Origin of the sequence: Veillonella magna (assembly GCF_959600285.1) — a bacterium.
Classification (GTDB): Bacteria; Bacillota; Negativicutes; order Veillonellales; family Veillonellaceae; genus Veillonella_A; species Veillonella_A magna.
Genome location: NZ_CAUGKU010000014.1, coordinates 38,701 through 54,765 on the forward strand (window position 1 = coordinate 38,701; position 16,065 = coordinate 54,765).

The following is a 16,065-nucleotide window of genomic DNA, read 5'->3' on the forward strand; positions in this document are numbered from 1 at the left end:
CACACAAAAAAGTGTAAAAGCCTTTCATTAAAGCCATCAACATAGAACATGTAGTATCACATGCCATCTACATGTTACAGCCGTTATATTTCATCTATATTCAATTCTTTTAAATACTCTTTGAAGCCATCGGCTACGATAGGATTACGCAATGCATATTCCACAGTAGCTTTAAGATATCCCAAACGATCGCCGATATCATAGCGAACACCATCATACGCCAATGCATATACCGGTGTTTCTAAGCTGGCCAATGCATCGGTTAACTGTATCTCATTCCCTGCCCCTTGCGGTGTTTTTTCCAATAAATCGAAAATTTCCGGCGGCAAAATGTAACGTCCCAATACAGCTAAATTAGACGGAGCCATATTACGGCTCGGTTTTTCTACCAACCCTTCCACACGATACAAGTTTTCCTCTATAGGTGTCCCGGATACAATACCGTAGGAGCTTACCTTTTCTTCCGGTACAAATTGAGCACCTAAAATCGTACCGCCATGCGTATTATAGCAATCAATCAACTGCTTTAAGCAAGGATATTCCGGATTGTATACTACGTCATCACCGAGCAAAACCGCAAACGGTTCATCACCGATAAATGCCTTGGCACACAGCACTGCATCACCTAGCCCGCGCGGTGCCTTTTGCCGAATAAAATGAACCCGTACGTCCGCTAACTCACGAACCATATCCAGCTGTTTTTTCTTGCCCTGCTGCTGCAACAGCTGTTCCAATTCTACGCTGGTATCGAAATGATCTTCAATGGCCCGTTTATTGCGACCAGTAATAATAAGAATTTCTTCGATTCCCGAATCCAATGCTTCCTGTACAATATATTGAATTGTCGGCGTGTCGACAATCGGTAACATTTCTTTCGGCTGTGCCTTGGTAGCCGGTAAAAAACGTGTACCAAATCCGGCTGCCGGGATAACCGCTTTACGAATTCGTTTCATACGTGTCTCCCCAAACCTTTCCTGCAAAATTAGTATTTACTCATCAATTTATAGGTACCGAATATGCAGCAGTCTTTACAATCCTACTACAACCAAGTAGTCCTAGAAGTCTTTAGCCACCACCATATATTTCCATTCCTTCTGCTTCGACTGATATGTCAGCCAGCCTTCAAAGGAATGCATATCGCGATACCATGTGTAGTCTACATACCGCAATTCACCGGACTGTACATCGCGCTGCGTCGAAACCGTAAAGGAATCAAGGCGCGACAAGCGTACGGTAAAGCCCAGAACGGCATTTCGATGCACATCAATCGTATCAAACGGATACGGCGAATCCTTAAATTGCGGTATATTATACTGTTTGTAACCGCCAAAGAGTGTAAGCCAATCCGTTACATGTTGACTGGCCGATACACCCCAATAGGGGGCCGTACGAGTATAATCGTTATAGCCGTAATGGTCACGCTGATACCCGGCATAGAAGCGTAAATTCATACCGTCCCACGGATGCCACGTATCATGGCTTACCTCTGCATACATCTTATTATGAGACCCTTTTATATAGTCTTCTTTCCAGTAGCCGATGCTGGCACCACCGCGTATAGTAAACGGCGTATCGCCGATATGGTACACATGGGTATCCACGGACAATTCCGGTCTCTTTTCTACCCATACCTGCTGCGCATTCAAAGTAGCCGACTCTCGACTATACGCCAATTGCGCCGTCCCCCAAGGCAGGAAGTGACGATAACCGATACTCGGCTTAAAGCCTCCCTTGGTATACCATTCGTAGCGGAAAAAGGCTTCGTCCGTCGCCCCAATAGGATATTCAATATTACCTTTAAAACCAAATCCATCGGTACTGTCGTACATAGGACGGGGAATCAACGAAAAGATATTCACCTTACTCTTGCGGTCACCGCGCAAAGACACCACATAGCGCGACCGACTGAGAACCTCACCGTTTTTGATAAACAGACGGGCATTGTGAATGATAGCCTTATCGCCGGGATACACTTCAATAAGAGATCCTTCCATTCGATAATCAGGTACGCCCTTGTAGGCCATAGCATGCTTAGTCGTTACCCAACCGTTTTTAATAATTGCCATGTCACCGTCAAAGGTAACATGCTCGCCTTTGATAAAATACGGCGCCGTAAAGCCCATCACATTAGGAGCACTACCTGCATTTGTTCCGGTATTGAAGGATAAATTTTCACCGGTCAAATCCTTAGTAGCCCCTTTATCTTCTAAATAGTGAAAGGTTCCGTCCGTCGTATAATCCTGCGTCTTTACATTGCCTACAATGCGATCGCTGTGAATCTCGCGATTGCCTTGCACCATGTCAACCTTGCCCACGGCAATCACATTGCCGCTTGTATCCCCATAGTACATGCTATCCGCATCTACCTTAATCGGCTGTTCCGATGTGCTCAGTACCGTCTCGGTCGGATTGCCCCGCCGCACTACGCGAATCAGCGCACCATCCGCACCATCCTGTGCTGCCAGCGCTTCCGGGCGTACTTCACCGGTTATCTCCGTCGCATCTTCATACACCAGGCCGTTACTGTCAGCTGCCTGCACGGCAGGAACCAAGGTTCCCGTTATCAGCCCGGCTAACATCGCATACCGCCACTTTTTACCTATCATTTATGTCTCTTCTCTCCTTTAGCTGCGCTTAACTACCACGATAGGCTTAGACGGTGCTGTCGCCGACTGGCTATCTTCGGTGACATGTGTAGTCTCTGCCTTTACTTCCTCCGCATCGGATGACGAAGCAGCCGTATCCTCCGCTGCGGTATCCACCGGTTCTGTTTCTTCTACCTCACCGACTACCGTACCGTTATCGTCCGGCACATACACCGTACCACCCGTTTCCATTGTGGTTTCTTCTACCGGTGCCGTCACCGGCGTAATGGACAACGTATCGTTCGCATGATTAAGTCCGTCACCGCCGATAACAATTCCCTGTACGGTCACCATATCTTCCGGCTGTACATAGATAGCGGCTCCATCGGAAAGCTCTATGTTTTTCCCTTTGACAAAGAAACCGCCCACCAGACCTACCGGTCCCAAGAGAACCGCTCCGGCCACCGATGCACCGGCCGCTTTAAGCTCTTGTTCGGTCTTTTTCTTTGCATCTTCACCTTGTAACGCGGCAAAGGTTGTACCATCAATGGTAGGAATCTTATCGAAACGAAGATCTAATTTACCGTTGCGACCAAAGGAGGAGGCCCGTTTCAATTCTGAAATATGACCGGTTCCCACCGTACCGGCCGGCACGATAAGAACATCGCCGTCCATAACATCTTCTGCCACAGTAAAGGTGAAAGCATCGCCCAATTCATTGGTTTTAGTGCTAATCGGGTCATTTAATGTCACCTTAAACACATGATCGGCCGCTACGGTACCGATTTGCGGTGTCAGCTTAACATCTTTACCGTCAATGGCCTTCTTTAGCGCCGTAATCCGGCTCTGCACCGAACCGGTACCAACCTGTCCCGTTACACTGCGTTCCAACCGATTGAGTCGTTCCAGGAGGGAACCCTGCGTTACAGCTCCTTGATAGCTCCATTCTAATACATCCACTTCCTGTGTAATGGACACACCGCTGTCCGACCCGGCTACCGAACGGTACAACTCATCCACCTTGCTGTTAAGCGTACCCGAACGCGTAGCACCATACACGGTCTGGTCCAACTGGTTTACACGATCCACCAATGCACCAATCTGAACGTCTCCGTATACAGTTGTTTCCAAACTATTTGTCTTTTCTAATACGGTATCCGGGGCCGCCCATACGCTACCTGTCATCAGCGCGGCCGTTACCAATGTCAAAAGCTGTTTTTTCATAGAGCCCTCCTACTGGATATGTGACTTCTCAATCATAATAAAAGCATAGACCGGTACCGATCTATGCTTTTACGCCGTTAAATACGCAAATCAATGATAGCCGATACACCTACGCCTTGAATACGGGAAGCGTTGGTCGGATTTTTACTATCAATCGGCACCAAACCTTTAATACGTGCTACACTGTTAAAGCTGGCCTCAATTTGAGCAACCGCCTGTACGCGTTCTACCTCGGATGCCGGTCCCGTAACCTGCGCAGCCCCAATATAGCCTTTATTGCCTACACTGACGATAGGAACCACCTTTGTCGTGTACGTTGTACTTAAGTTATTTTGTTTTAATACGGAGTTCAAAAAGCTGTTAATCTGCTCGCCGTATTTATCTACGAGGAACCCTACACCGGCTACCTTAACAATACCGCCCAAATCACCGAGACTAAACGCCTGTGTTGTCATAAATAAGCCGGTAGAGGCTACGGACATAGTAACTGCCATAATAGCAGCTGCAATTTTCTTTTTCATACGTCACCCTCCTCATTAATTATTATACATTTTACCAAAATTTCAAATAAAAATCTACGAATAGCCACCGTGAAGATTTACAAACAGCTACCGTAAAGACCCGATCTCCGTTAACAAATACGCGGTACTTGATCTTCACCGAGCATATCTAAAAGACGAACGCCGCCCAAAGCCGTCTCAAGACCTACCTTCCCGGCATTCTTCGCCATAGTTTCACCGATGCACACCGCCTCACGACCGTACGGATGCTGATGCAATCGATGTAAAATTTCTTCGGTTGCCTCTTTTTTTACAAAGAGAATCGCCTTGCCTTCATTAGCCAAATACAACGGATCATAGCCTAGCATATGACAAACCGCCGCCACATCTTCGTGTACGGGAACGGCCGCTTCACGTACGCGAATGCCCACCTGCGCCTGTGTAGCGATTTCTTGCAGCACCGTTGCCACGCCGCCTCGCGTAGGATCGCGCATCAATGCCACCGCATCGCCGAATTCGGAAAGCACCGGTGTCAACATACCGTTAAGCGGTGCGCAATCGGTAACAATACTATCAGGCAAAGTAAATCCGTACCGCGTCCCCATAACAGCCACTGCATGATCACCTAAGGAACCAGTGAGGATTACGTCCATATCCGCCGTTACTCGATCCGGTCCGATGACAATGCCTTCGGGGATATACCCTACGCCGGCCGTATTAATATAAATTCCGTCTACGGCCCCTTTTTCCACGACCTTCGTATCGCCGGTGACAATCTGTACACCTGCTTCTTTGGCCATGGCCGCCATCGTCGTAACGACAGACTCCAATACATCGCTGTCCAGGCCTTCTTCTAAAATAAACCCACAACTCAAATACTGTGGTACGGCACCGTTCATCGTCAAATCATTAACTGTACCGCATACGGCCAATTTGCCGATATTGCCGCCGGGAAAGAACTGAGGCGTCACTACATACGAATCGGTAGTAAACGCCATCCGTCCCGCTTTCACCGTAAACTGTGCACCATCATGCAATGGTGCCAGCAGCGAGTTGGTAAAATGGGGCAGAATATAACGCTCCATCAATTCATGGCTAAATCGTCCGCCGTTACCATGTACTAATCGAATTACTTCACCCATATTCAATCCTCCCACAACTGGCCGCCGCTGGTCCGTCTATACTTGTACCATGCCGCACAGCTGCCTTCTGCCGACACCATGCAAGCCCCGACCGGATGATCGGCAGTACACTCCTTGCCAAACAGAGCACATTCATCGGGACGAATCAAACCTTGCAATACCTTATCACATTGGCAGCCTTTCGGCGGCGTGGCTTCTCCCATGTCACCCAACGGCAATATGCGTTCCGCATCAAATCGCGCATACTCTCCGGCCAAGCGCAAGCCCGACTTTGGAATAACCCCCATACCGCGCCATACATCGTCAGCCGGTTCATACAATTCCTTCATTAATTGGATTGCCACCGGATTACCCGTTTTAGCTACTACCGACTTATACTGATTACCCACGTAATAAGTACCGGACTTACGTTGCCATAGAATATCGCGTACAGCCGCTAAAATTTCCAAGCCATCAAAGCCGGCGATACAAGACGGAATGCCGTACTCTTCCGCCAAGAAACGGTACGGCTCTTCGCCGATAATAACGCTTACATGACCTGGCAACAAAAAGCCATCCAGCTGCCGTTCCTTACGATCCAACAACGCCCGCAACGCCGGCGGCACCAGCTTATGCGACACCAGAAAGAATACATTGTCCAGGCCCGCTTGCGCCACCATTTTAACCGTGGCTGCAATAACCGCTACCGTCGTTTCAAAACCAATCGCCAAAAATACGATTTTCTTATCCGGATGCTGACGACCTAAGGCAACGATTTCCATCGGACTATATATGATATGAATCTGCGCGCCTTCACTTTTGGCTTCCCATAAATTGCCGTCCGTACCGGGCACCTTGAGCATATCGCCGAAGGTAGCGATAATAACATCTTCCCGCGCCGCATAGGCCAATGCCTTATCCATATACGACTGATCGGTAACGCAAACAGGACACCCCGGTCCGCTGATAAGTTCGATACCCTCCGGTAACATCTGACGGATACCTTCGCGGAAAATAGCTACCGTATGCGTACCGCACACCTCCATAATCCGTACCGTTTCCCCCGGAGTGTGAAGGGATTTTATATCCTCCAATAACGCCTTAGCGGCTTGTAGTTTGTTCTCTAAAGTAAGCTTCTTCACGTTCTTCCAACTCCCGGAAAGCGTCCATAGTCGCCTTCGCTTCCTCTTCGTCTACAATCTGAACCGCACAACCTGCATGAACCAATACCCAATCGCCGACTTTGGCTTCCGGCACCAACATGAGATTCACATCACGGGTAACACCGGTGAGGGCAATGGTCCCGACAAATTCATTAACCTGTACTAACTGTGCAGGCACCGCTAAACACATATGATCACTCCTTTTCCGTCAACTGTTTCATAGCCAGCCACCATTGACCGACAGCAAGTCCCCCGTCGTTTACGGGAATTTTTTTAGGTAATATAACTCGATAGGTCGGCTCCATACGCGCCATTTCCGCTAATAGCCGCCTGTTCTGGAATACACCGCCGCCGAGAACAATCGTCTGTATCCCGTATCGGCTACACAAATCTTCGGCTACTTCCGTAATCCCATAGGCTAAGGTGCGATGGAAGGAAGCCGCCAATGTACTCCGTGCCACACCCTTAATGCGTCCTTCGATAATCTGACGCACCAATGGATAAAAATCCAACACCGAGCCGTCATAATAAAAATCGTATAAATTGCCTCGTTTGCTATACGCCAGCTGTTCCAGTGCCATAGCAATCTGGCTGTCATAGCTATGACGATAGCCCAGGCCCAATAAAGACCCTACGGCATCAAACAAGCGTCCTGCACTGGTTGTCCACAACTGCGGCATTTTGCTCTTAAATAATTGGTCTACCAGTTCCCAACCATAGGGGAGATCTTCGCGCCAAGCTTCGTACGGGCCGGACAATGTTTCGCCGCAAGTGCGCCGTAAATACCACAACGCTTGCCGCCACGGCTCTTCCACCGCACGTTCGCCGCCGGGCAAGGGCGTCCTTGCCAAATGCACCAGGCGTTCATAACGACTGCCTTCGCAAAGCATAAACTCGCCGCCCCAAATATCGCCGTCATCACCATAGCCGGTACCATCAAAAGCAACACCTAATACCGGGCCTTCCAATTGATCTTCCGCCATAACGGCAGCAATATGTGCATGATGATGTTGTACCTCAAGATAAGGAATGCCCTTGTCCGACGCATAGGCTCTGCCGTAGCGCGATGAATAATACTGTGGGTTTTTATCTGCTACTACCGCATCCGGTATTAACGTAAATAGCTGTTCATAACGAGCAATCGCACGCTCCATAGCCTCGTTTGTCGCTTCATTGGCAAGGTCTCCGATATGTGGTCCCGGCAATACTTCGCGTCCTTTATTAATAGCAAAGACATGCTTCAAGTCGCCGCCCATGGCCAATATGGTCGGCACCCTGTACGGCTGCGCATCACGCTTCACAGTTTCTTTTTCTGACGAAGGGGCTTGTCCGCCCACTGCCATCGTAAGAGATAACGGCACATAACCGCGACTGCGTCGGAATAATAACGGTTCATCATTCACTACGGCAACGACCGAATCATCCACAGGAGAAACAATGCGCCGATTGTGAACCAAGAACCAGTCGGCTACGCCGGTTAATGTTCTCAGCGCCGCCTCATCCTCATAAATAACCGTATCACCGCTGTAGTTTCCGCTGGTCATTACCCACAGTGCATCCTTCGGCACCAGTAAATGATGCACCGGTGCATAGGGCAGCATAATGCCAATATAATGATTGCCCGGCGCCACTGCTTCCCAAGCTATCCCGCCGGGACCTATCGCATCCATAATGGTTTCTTCACCGGCTCGCATTCGTTCCGGTCGACGACGACAGGCTGTCTTGGAAGCATGCAGGGTTTCCAACAATACAATCGGGCGCTCCGGACCGGTCAATACCGCTTCTTCCGCCTCGCTGATGCAAGCCACCGTCTTTGCCGTAGCTAGCGATCCTGCCATAACCGCCAGCGGTTTATCGGGCCGTCGTTTTCTCTGGCGCAGCCTATCTATTGCCTTCGCATTGCGTGCATCGCACACCAGATGATAACCGCCGATTCCCTTGACGGCCACAATATCACCGTTGGCAATATGATTACGCACTACAGCAAACACATCTTCTTCCGCATTATCAAGACCACATTCCACGGCGTTGCCCTGTGCATCGAGCAATGAATACCGCGGTCCGCATACACCGCACGCCGTAGGTTCCGCATGGTAGCGCCGTCCATGTAAATCATCGTACTCCGCCTGACAGGGAGAGCACATAGTAAACGGAGCCATTGTGGTAAACTGCCTATCATACGGAGCTTTCTCAATGATCGTATACCGCGGCCCGCAGTGAGTACAATTAATAAAACTGTAACCGTAACGTCTATCCTCCGGATCGGTAAGCTCCTTTAGGCATGCCTCGCACGGAGCCGTATCGGCACCGATAAACGTACTCATTGTATCACCGGCCGGTGAAGGTAAAATGAGAAATGCCGTTTCGTCCGCTACGGGATGTACGGTAATCACCGTATCATCAATGCGTGCCGTCGGAGCCTTGCGTGCCTGCACAGCCTCTACAAAGGCACGGAGCAATGTTTCATCCCCCTGCACCTCTACGTACACGCCGGCAGCATCGTTATACACAAAACCTGTAAGACCCAGTTCATGGGCTATAACGGAAACAAGGGGGCGAAAACCGACCCCCTGTACCACGCCCGTAAACCGTATGCCCCATCGAGCCTGTCCCGTTGTTTCTACCGGTTTACGTTCCATATATTCTCCTTATTATCAACAAAACCTTACTTCTGTCGACTCACTTAGTAACGTACTTACGCCTGAACCGCCGTATCCTGATTCATTTCATCAAGCTCGGCCTGAATCATAATGGCGCACTCAATGCGTTTTTTCTGCAATTTACAACCTAATTCATAGGGCTCCTTAATGCTACCGCCAAAGGTTTCATTATTCGCATGACACCCACCGGAGCAGAAGAACTTCGCCCAACATTTTGCACAGGTCGGTTTCGTAAATACATGGGTATTTCTAAATTCTCGAGGAATATCAAAATTCTTCAAGCCTTCAAACACGTTCCCCAATACATAGCCGTCACGGCCGACAAACTGATGACACGGATAAATATCCCCGTTCGGCACAATCGCCATATATTCATGACCGGCACCGCAACCGCGCAAACGCTTTGCCATACATGGTCCGCGATACAAATCCATGCGGAAATGGAAGAAATTAAACTTTTCACCCCAACCGTCTTTTTGACGTTGCAAATACAAGTCGGCTAATTTTTCATATTCCTTTTCCAAAATCGGTAAATCTTCATCGCGAAGCACATATTCCCCTTCTTTGCCCACTACCGGTTCCATGGATAAGTGTTCAAAGCCCAAGTCGGACATGGCGATAACATCCTTGGTGAAGTCCAAATTATTATGCGTATACGTACCGCGTACATAATATTCGCGACCGTCACGCTGTTTTACGGCATTTACCAAATTCTTGGCTACAGTCTTGTATGTATCCGTACCGCCGGCGCTGGGGCGCATGCGGTTATGAACTTCCTCACGACCGTCGATAGACAGTACCAAACTGATGTTGTGTTCGTTGACATAATCAATTTTATCCTGCGTCAACAATACGCCGTTCGTAGTCAACGTCAATTTAAAAATTTTATTGTGCGCTGCCTGAATGGATTCCACATACTCTACCGTCTGTTTAACTACATCCCAATTCAACAGCGGCTCACCGCCGAAGAAATCGATTTCGCAATGTTGCCGCGTACCACTCATAGCAATCAAGAAATCAACGGCCCGCTTTGCTACATCAAAACTCATCAATTCACGTTTTACTCCGCCGTAATCGCCTTGACTGGCAAAGCAATATTTACAAGCCAAGTTGCAGTCGTGAGCAATGTTAAGACACAATGCCTTGACGATAGGCTTTTCTTCCACTACCAGTTTAAACTCTTCGGACATCGGCGCATACAGCATTTCTTCTTTGATGAGTTCATCGATTTCATCCATCAACTCATCAAGCTCCGACGCGTTTTCCGTAGCATCCAACGCTTCGTGTACAGCTTCGCGATTGGACCCATCGTAAATATCGAGTACACGGTCCGTCAATTCATCGATGACATGAATAATACCGCTATTAACATCAAGACAGAAATACTTATCCTTCATCTTGAATTTATGAATCATCGGTTGTAGTTCTAGCATATGTAACAATAGACCTCCATCAAACTTACAAACATCTATACTTATTCTATCACATTTAGTCCTCCGGGACACATATCTGATATAAGTTTATCATGAAAATATTCGTTCATTCTAATGAAAAAAGGCTATAACACAATGCATCGCATCATGTTATAGCCTTTCGCCGTTATCTTATTTCTGTTTGCACACCTGGTTGCCTACAGTGCAGCTTGTTTTGCAAGCGGACTGGCAGGAAGTCTGGCATTCGCCACAACCACCGGTCTTAGCCGTCTTCTGTAAAGATTCTGTATTGATAGTGCGGATATGTTTCATGATAAAGTCCTCCTTCATACACTACTACCTTTTTCTACATTTTAGCATACCAAAGTAAACTTAGGCAAGCGTCTTTCGTGGCAAACCATGCACGCTGCTCTACAATTTTCAAGACACGAATGCCGAAGAAAGTTGTAGACCTGTCCTCGACACCTTACGGCATAGCCTTCTTCAAGGTAGCCAAATTTTCTTCCATCACCGACAGGTACGTTGCGCCCTTGTCCATCTGTTCCTTCGTCAAGCCTTCTACCGGATTGAGCATGTACACCGTAACGCCGGCCTCCTTGGCAATCGCTTCTGCCAATTTAGGATTTACCAATTCTTCACTGAAAATTGCCTTCACTCCATTGGCCTTAACAAAAGCTACGATGCGTGCCATTTTTTCGGGAGTTGGCTCCGCATCCGGTGAGATACCCATGATTCCGAGCTGGTGCAATCCATAGCGATGAGCTAAGTAACCAAAGGCCTCATGTGTAACAACAAGATTTTTTTGCTGTACCCCTTGTGCCCAGTCCTGATACTGCGCATCCAGCTTAGCCAGTTTTTCTTTATAGGCTTCACCATTCTTTTTATAGTACTCCGCATTCGCCGGATCAGCCTCGCTGAACGCCTTTACCACCGCATCGGTTTCTAACATTACATTCGTTGGGTCCAGCCATACATGCGGATCGTTGCCACCGTGATCATGCTCATGCCCATCCGTGCTCTTTTCGACTGTCGGTGACGCGCTCTCCTTCGCCCTCTCTTCTTCGAAAGATTCATCCGGCATCGGCAATACGCGGGCCGCCTTTGAAAGCTCAATCGCTTTGGCATCCCGCAATACATCCTTTGTCACTATCTTTTCCGTAGGCTCTAAACCTGCTCCGTTATACAAGAATAGCTTGGCCTTACCGATGGCCATCAAATCACTGGACGACGGTTCCCAATCATGAGGCTCACTGCCCGGCGGCACTAACAAGGTAAGCGCTATTTTATCGCCACCCACTTGCTTTGCCACATCATATACGGGATACACCGATGCCACTACGGGGAGCTTTCCTTCATTCGTCGGCGCTGAACTCCCGCAGCCACCGATGACTATTCCCATGGCCACACTCATTACACCTATCGCTACGCGTCGCCACCACGAAGTATTACACGTCTTCATACATTCCCTCCTACTTTTTACAGACATACAACACGATATGTATTATACACGATTTCCCCAAAACGTGTTTGAACACATGAACACCCGTCGACATATAATCTGCCTAATTGTCGACGGGTGTTCCTACTCTCTTTCGCAGTAAAGTCCAATCTATCTGTCGGTTCTACGATACCATCCCATCTACCGGACCGACAGTGGCAATACCTCTACGTTGTTTAACCTTCGTGTTTGCTTTCTTCCTCATGGGCCGGTAACGACCGATGGGCTATGGCAACGGCAATTTCATTAAGATGCAAAATACCTACGCCGGCGTAGATGGCTACGCTTAGATGCTCACGATAGCGAGCTACACCAATCTTACCGCCCACATTGAGACCGATGGCTTTCCGCTTCAATTGTTCCAATGCTTCCTGTGTAGCGCCGATAACGGCACCTTCCCCAATGTGATTGTCTGCTACAACGCGCTGCCGCTGAGCCGCCACTACGGCGTGCTCAATAATTTTAGGGATGGACGGTACAAATTGTCCGCCAAAATCAACGGCTACCGATCGAATGCCCTGCTCATGCAACTGTTTTCGCAATTCTTGCTCCGCCTCGCGTGATTCGGTAATGGCTAAGCGAAGTGCCGCCCGACCGATTGCAATACTGTTATACTCCATATATCTCCCGCCTTTATCGTTCCATCAATTGTTCTATCGTTTCTCACTCTACTCATTGCTACATAGAATTATTGTACACTGCCCACGCAAGACGATGCAAGCTGCATTTGAAAACAGCTACTGTACCGCCACAAACATAGATTTTACATCTACTTTTTTATTGGCATCCAACAAACCGGCTTGTACTAAAAAGTCTTGCGCTTTTTCCAAATCTTTAATATCTTCTTCCGTTACCTGCGGATTAAAATCATACCATGGTGCCATGGTAGCTACCTCTTTTTCGGTAAGCCCCGTTTCTTTCGCCGCCAGCGCATAGGCCTGTGTCGGATCCTTTTTGTATGCATCCACTACGCCATAATGAGTCGCCAAAAATCGTTTTACTAACTCCGGATGCTTGTCGAGAAAATCACCGCGCACGGCAATAACAATTGTCGCATTAAGCAGTCCCTGGGCATCGCGCACCACATGGGCACCGCTTTGCAATGCTTTAAGCGCCATCGGTCCTGCCAGCAAAGCTGCATCGGCACTGCCATTTTCCATAGCAGCCGCAGCTTGCGGAATACCACCGGACACAAAATTAACGTCACTAGCATCCATTCCTTTTTCGGCCAATGCCATCAACAGCAGCTGATGCAAATTAGTTCCCTTTGGTCCCATTACGGTTTTCCCTTTCAAATCGGACACCGATGTAATAGACGGATCCTTGGCAACAATAACGAATGCTTTCGGCGCACGGCTATACATGCTAACAATGCGTAAATCCACACCATTCGCCTTAGCCAAAATAGCCGAAGTTCCCCCCAACGCATTAGCAATATCAATATCGCCGGCGGCCATGGCTTCCGTCTGTTTCGGTCCTTCCGTAATCGTCGAATAGCCTACCTTTACCGCATCCTCGGCAAAAGCCTTTTCAAACAAACCTTCCTGCTTTTCCACAATCGACGGAATATTTAACGGTGCTTTCACATAGGTAAGGTGCACCTCCGCCGGCTTAGCCGTCTGTGTTCCCATCGTATCACTACCGCAACCGGAGATGAGAAGAGCTCCGGTCACACATAACAGCGCCATCAGTTTTCGTATTCTGTGTTTCATAACAAACCTCCTATATGCTGCAATATATCTCTCTTTAGCGGTTCCGTGCACGATGTATCGCGCCGTTTATCCCAAGGCAATGGATTGCGTATTTGCTTATGCTCACCATCGGGTCGCAAGCAAATGATGCTGTTTCCTAACAACAAGGCCTCATCCACATCATGTGTAACAAACATTACCGTCTTCTTCATTTGTGTTTGCCAACGATGCAACTCCTCCTGTAACTCGCGCCGGGTAAAATAATCCAATGCGCTAAAAGGCTCATCCATGAGAAGCATCGGCGTATTTGCGCACAACGCTCTACCAATGGCCACACGCTGTGCCATGCCGCCGGACAGCTCTGCCGGTAATCGCTCCGCTGCCGATGCTAACCCCAACTCCTGCAATAGCCGTTCTACCGTATTCGCCTGAACCGAGTGATTGCCATACTGTGCAAACGATATGTTCTCACGTACCGTCAGCCATGGCAATAAACGAGGTTCCTGAAAAACCATCGCCATCGTCGTCTCTTCCCAGCCTTCCTGCCACTCAATCCATCCCATTGAAGGTGGCTCCAGCCTAGCCAATAGTCGAAGTAATGTCGTCTTGCCACATCCGCTCTTGCCGACAACTGTGGTAATCGTACCCAAAGGAATCGCTGCCGTCAAAGGTGCCAATGCCGGCTGCAAATAGCCGGTATAGATTTTACCCAATCCTTGCAAACGTATCACCGGTATTCCTTCATGCAACTCCATCCTTGTCACCTCCCAGGTAACGATGCAACAATCGTTTTCCCAACTGTCGGCCCCCATAGTCCATGACACTACCGCACACACCGATGACCACTACACCGACAATTACACTGGCCGACTTTGCCATTGCCTGCGCATCCAGTACTAAATAACCAACACCCGATGCAGCTGCAATCATCTCTGCACCGATTAGTGAACGCCAACTATAACCAAGGCCTATACGCAATCCCGTGTACATGTATGGCACTGCATAGGGTAACCGAATGCGCCGAACACACTGCCATGAGGACAAACCGTATTGTCGTCCCATCTCAAGAAGCTTGGCATCCGTACATCGTACACCGGTTAACGCATTCAAAAAAATGGGATAGAACGTAGCTAAAAATACAACGGCGGTTTTAGAGGCTTCCCCGATACCCAGCCATAAAATAAGGAGCGGTAGCAATGCCAACGGCGGTACATGCCGAAAAAATTCGATAGTCCCACCCAATACACGATAGGCCGGTTCCCATAAGCCGATAACAATTGCCAAGGGAACGGCTGTAGCGGCAGCAAGTAAAAAACCGACGGCTACTCGTCCCAAACTAACACCGATATGTATTAGCAACGTACCATCGCGAAGCAGCTGCCATCCACTGTCAATAACATCCATCGGTGAAGGCAATACATAGGATGACCATCGACCACTATCCACCGCTATTTGCCAAAGAACAAGAATCCCTAGGGGCAATAACCACCGTACCCAAGCTTGTTTCATAGCGGAGTCCTCCTTTCTGCCTACTGTTGCACATCTGCATTAAGTATACCACATCATTGAGAATTATTCTCTTAATATTTAACGTATCAGTGGCTGCAACTATCATGACCTGCCATGATTTGTTGTTCATCGCTTGCGTTTCATTGCTACAATATTTTTGTTGCTCAACTACTTCAGTGTGTAGCGTTTGTGTTTCATCGCTACATTTTTCTTGGGGCTCTACAAGGATAGCTTCGCTACCTTTCTTTGTACTTTCTTTAGAGATGTCTAGTTTAGTTTTATTTAGTTTAAGTATGCGTTCGGGTAGGCGTTCGGGTAGACGTTCGGGTAGACGTTCGGCTGGGCGTTCGGCTGGGCGTTCGGATAAAAGTTCGCCTAAGCCATCTTTTTTATCTTCGGTTTTCAGAATACTTTGCCCCTCATTTTGCGAAATATTTTGATCTTTGTTTTGCAAATCACATTGATCTTTGTCTTGCAAAATACGTTGATCAGCATTACCTGCGTCCGCAACATCAACTTCTTCACTAATAACTTTTTCACTAACAACTTTTTCACTAACAGTACCTTTAGCATCTTCTTCAGCCAAATTAACTACGCCCGCAATATCAATTTCTTCGCTATCAATATCTTCGCTATCACTCATGTCCACAGCAATCGCAGCACTGTTGCCTGATAAAAAGC

Annotated in this window: 16 protein-coding genes; all 16 read right to left on the minus strand. The window is 48.2% G+C overall.

The window, feature by feature from the left end:
* Positions 1 to 83 precede the first annotated feature (83 nt).
* Complete coding sequence (galU, locus tag Q5873_RS08380; protein ID WP_302225797.1) at positions 84 to 953, minus strand: UTP--glucose-1-phosphate uridylyltransferase GalU; 870 nt, start codon at positions 951 to 953, stop codon at positions 84 to 86.
* A gap of 102 nt (positions 954 to 1,055) precedes the next feature.
* Entirely contained in the window at positions 1,056 to 2,606 is a 1,551-nt protein-coding gene (locus Q5873_RS08385; RefSeq protein ID WP_303060408.1) for an LptA/OstA family protein, read from the minus strand.
* 18 nt (positions 2,607 to 2,624) lie between these two features.
* Positions 2,625 to 3,809 carry a hypothetical protein gene (locus tag Q5873_RS08390; protein ID WP_303060409.1) on the minus strand — a complete coding sequence of 395 codons (1,185 nt, stop codon included), beginning with the start codon at positions 3,807 to 3,809 and terminating at the stop codon, positions 2,625 to 2,627.
* Positions 3,810 to 3,886: 77 nt separating this feature from the next.
* On the minus strand, positions 3,887 to 4,330 hold the full coding sequence (locus Q5873_RS08395) for a hypothetical protein (RefSeq protein WP_028255261.1): 444 nt from the start codon (positions 4,328 to 4,330) through the stop codon (positions 3,887 to 3,889).
* Between the two features lie 110 nt (positions 4,331 to 4,440).
* Positions 4,441 to 5,451 (minus strand): hydrogenase expression/formation protein HypE, encoded by a 1,011-nt coding sequence (gene hypE, locus Q5873_RS08400; RefSeq protein WP_303060411.1) that lies wholly within the window; start codon positions 5,449 to 5,451, stop codon positions 4,441 to 4,443.
* Positions 5,452 to 5,453: 2 nt separating this feature from the next.
* Positions 5,454 to 6,572 carry a hydrogenase formation protein HypD gene (hypD, locus tag Q5873_RS08405; RefSeq protein ID WP_303060413.1) on the minus strand — a complete coding sequence of 373 codons (1,119 nt, stop codon included), beginning with the start codon at positions 6,570 to 6,572 and terminating at the stop codon, positions 5,454 to 5,456.
* Positions 6,532 to 6,783, minus strand: coding sequence for a HypC/HybG/HupF family hydrogenase formation chaperone (locus tag Q5873_RS08410; RefSeq protein WP_028255258.1), 252 nt, complete (start codon positions 6,781 to 6,783; stop codon positions 6,532 to 6,534). The genes hypD and Q5873_RS08410 overlap by 41 nt, the downstream gene beginning before the upstream one ends.
* Positions 6,784 to 6,787: 4 nt before the next feature.
* Positions 6,788 to 9,232, minus strand: coding sequence for a carbamoyltransferase HypF (locus Q5873_RS08415; protein WP_303060416.1), 2,445 nt, complete (start codon positions 9,230 to 9,232; stop codon positions 6,788 to 6,790).
* A 56-nt stretch (positions 9,233 to 9,288) separates the two neighbouring features.
* Positions 9,289 to 10,686 carry a thioether cross-link-forming SCIFF peptide maturase gene (gene scfB / locus Q5873_RS08420; protein ID WP_028255256.1) on the minus strand — a complete coding sequence of 466 codons (1,398 nt, stop codon included), beginning with the start codon at positions 10,684 to 10,686 and terminating at the stop codon, positions 9,289 to 9,291.
* Between the two features lie 171 nt (positions 10,687 to 10,857).
* Positions 10,858 to 11,001 (minus strand): six-cysteine ranthipeptide SCIFF, encoded by a 144-nt coding sequence (gene scfA, locus Q5873_RS08425; protein ID WP_205088158.1) that lies wholly within the window; start codon positions 10,999 to 11,001, stop codon positions 10,858 to 10,860.
* A gap of 151 nt (positions 11,002 to 11,152) precedes the next feature.
* Positions 11,153 to 12,145 carry a metal ABC transporter solute-binding protein, Zn/Mn family gene (locus tag Q5873_RS08430; RefSeq protein WP_303060419.1) on the minus strand — a complete coding sequence of 331 codons (993 nt, stop codon included), beginning with the start codon at positions 12,143 to 12,145 and terminating at the stop codon, positions 11,153 to 11,155.
* A gap of 215 nt (positions 12,146 to 12,360) precedes the next feature.
* Positions 12,361 to 12,804: a HutP family protein gene (locus tag Q5873_RS08435; protein ID WP_028255254.1), complete on the minus strand. Its 444-nt coding sequence runs from the start codon at positions 12,802 to 12,804 to the stop codon at positions 12,361 to 12,363.
* Positions 12,805 to 12,921: 117 nt separating this feature from the next.
* The gene (locus tag Q5873_RS08440) at positions 12,922 to 13,896 is read right to left on the minus strand and encodes an ABC transporter substrate-binding protein (RefSeq protein WP_303060420.1); all 975 of its coding nucleotides are present in this window, start codon (positions 13,894 to 13,896) and stop codon (positions 12,922 to 12,924) included.
* Positions 13,893 to 14,630 carry an ABC transporter ATP-binding protein gene (locus tag Q5873_RS08445; RefSeq protein WP_303060422.1) on the minus strand — a complete coding sequence of 246 codons (738 nt, stop codon included), beginning with the start codon at positions 14,628 to 14,630 and terminating at the stop codon, positions 13,893 to 13,895. Before Q5873_RS08445 ends, Q5873_RS08440 begins: the two co-directional genes overlap by 4 nt.
* Positions 14,617 to 15,384 (minus strand): ABC transporter permease, encoded by a 768-nt coding sequence (locus tag Q5873_RS08450; protein ID WP_303060424.1) that lies wholly within the window; start codon positions 15,382 to 15,384, stop codon positions 14,617 to 14,619. Before Q5873_RS08450 ends, Q5873_RS08445 begins: the two co-directional genes overlap by 14 nt.
* A partial coding sequence (locus Q5873_RS08455) for a hypothetical protein (protein ID WP_303060426.1) occupies positions 15,314 to 16,065 on the minus strand: 752 nt, incomplete at its 5' end. The genes Q5873_RS08450 and Q5873_RS08455, both read right to left, overlap by 71 nt.

Coding starts and splice junctions, on each gene's coding strand:
- galU (WP_302225797.1), bottom strand. CDS start 953: ATGAAACGAATTCGTAAAGCGGTTATCCCGGCAGCCGGATTTGGTACA.
- Q5873_RS08385 (WP_303060408.1), bottom strand. CDS start 2,606: ATGATAGGTAAAAAGTGGCGGTATGCGATGTTAGCCGGGCTGATAACG.
- Q5873_RS08390 (WP_303060409.1), bottom strand. CDS start 3,809: ATGAAAAAACAGCTTTTGACATTGGTAACGGCCGCGCTGATGACAGGT.
- Q5873_RS08395 (WP_028255261.1), bottom strand. CDS start 4,330: ATGAAAAAGAAAATTGCAGCTGCTATTATGGCAGTTACTATGTCCGTA.
- hypE (WP_303060411.1), bottom strand. CDS start 5,451: ATGGGTGAAGTAATTCGATTAGTACATGGTAACGGCGGACGATTTAGC.
- Q5873_RS08410 (WP_028255258.1), bottom strand. CDS start 6,783: ATGTGTTTAGCGGTGCCTGCACAGTTAGTACAGGTTAATGAATTTGTC.
- Q5873_RS08415 (WP_303060416.1), bottom strand. CDS start 9,232: ATGGAACGTAAACCGGTAGAAACAACGGGACAGGCTCGATGGGGCATA.
- scfB (WP_028255256.1), bottom strand. CDS start 10,686: ATGCTAGAACTACAACCGATGATTCATAAATTCAAGATGAAGGATAAG.
- Q5873_RS08430 (WP_303060419.1), bottom strand. CDS start 12,145: ATGAAGACGTGTAATACTTCGTGGTGGCGACGCGTAGCGATAGGTGTA.
- Q5873_RS08435 (WP_028255254.1), bottom strand. CDS start 12,804: ATGGAGTATAACAGTATTGCAATCGGTCGGGCGGCACTTCGCTTAGCC.
- Q5873_RS08440 (WP_303060420.1), bottom strand. CDS start 13,896: ATGAAACACAGAATACGAAAACTGATGGCGCTGTTATGTGTGACCGGA.
- Q5873_RS08445 (WP_303060422.1), bottom strand. CDS start 14,630: ATGGAGTTGCATGAAGGAATACCGGTGATACGTTTGCAAGGATTGGGT.
- Q5873_RS08450 (WP_303060424.1), bottom strand. CDS start 15,384: ATGAAACAAGCTTGGGTACGGTGGTTATTGCCCCTAGGGATTCTTGTT.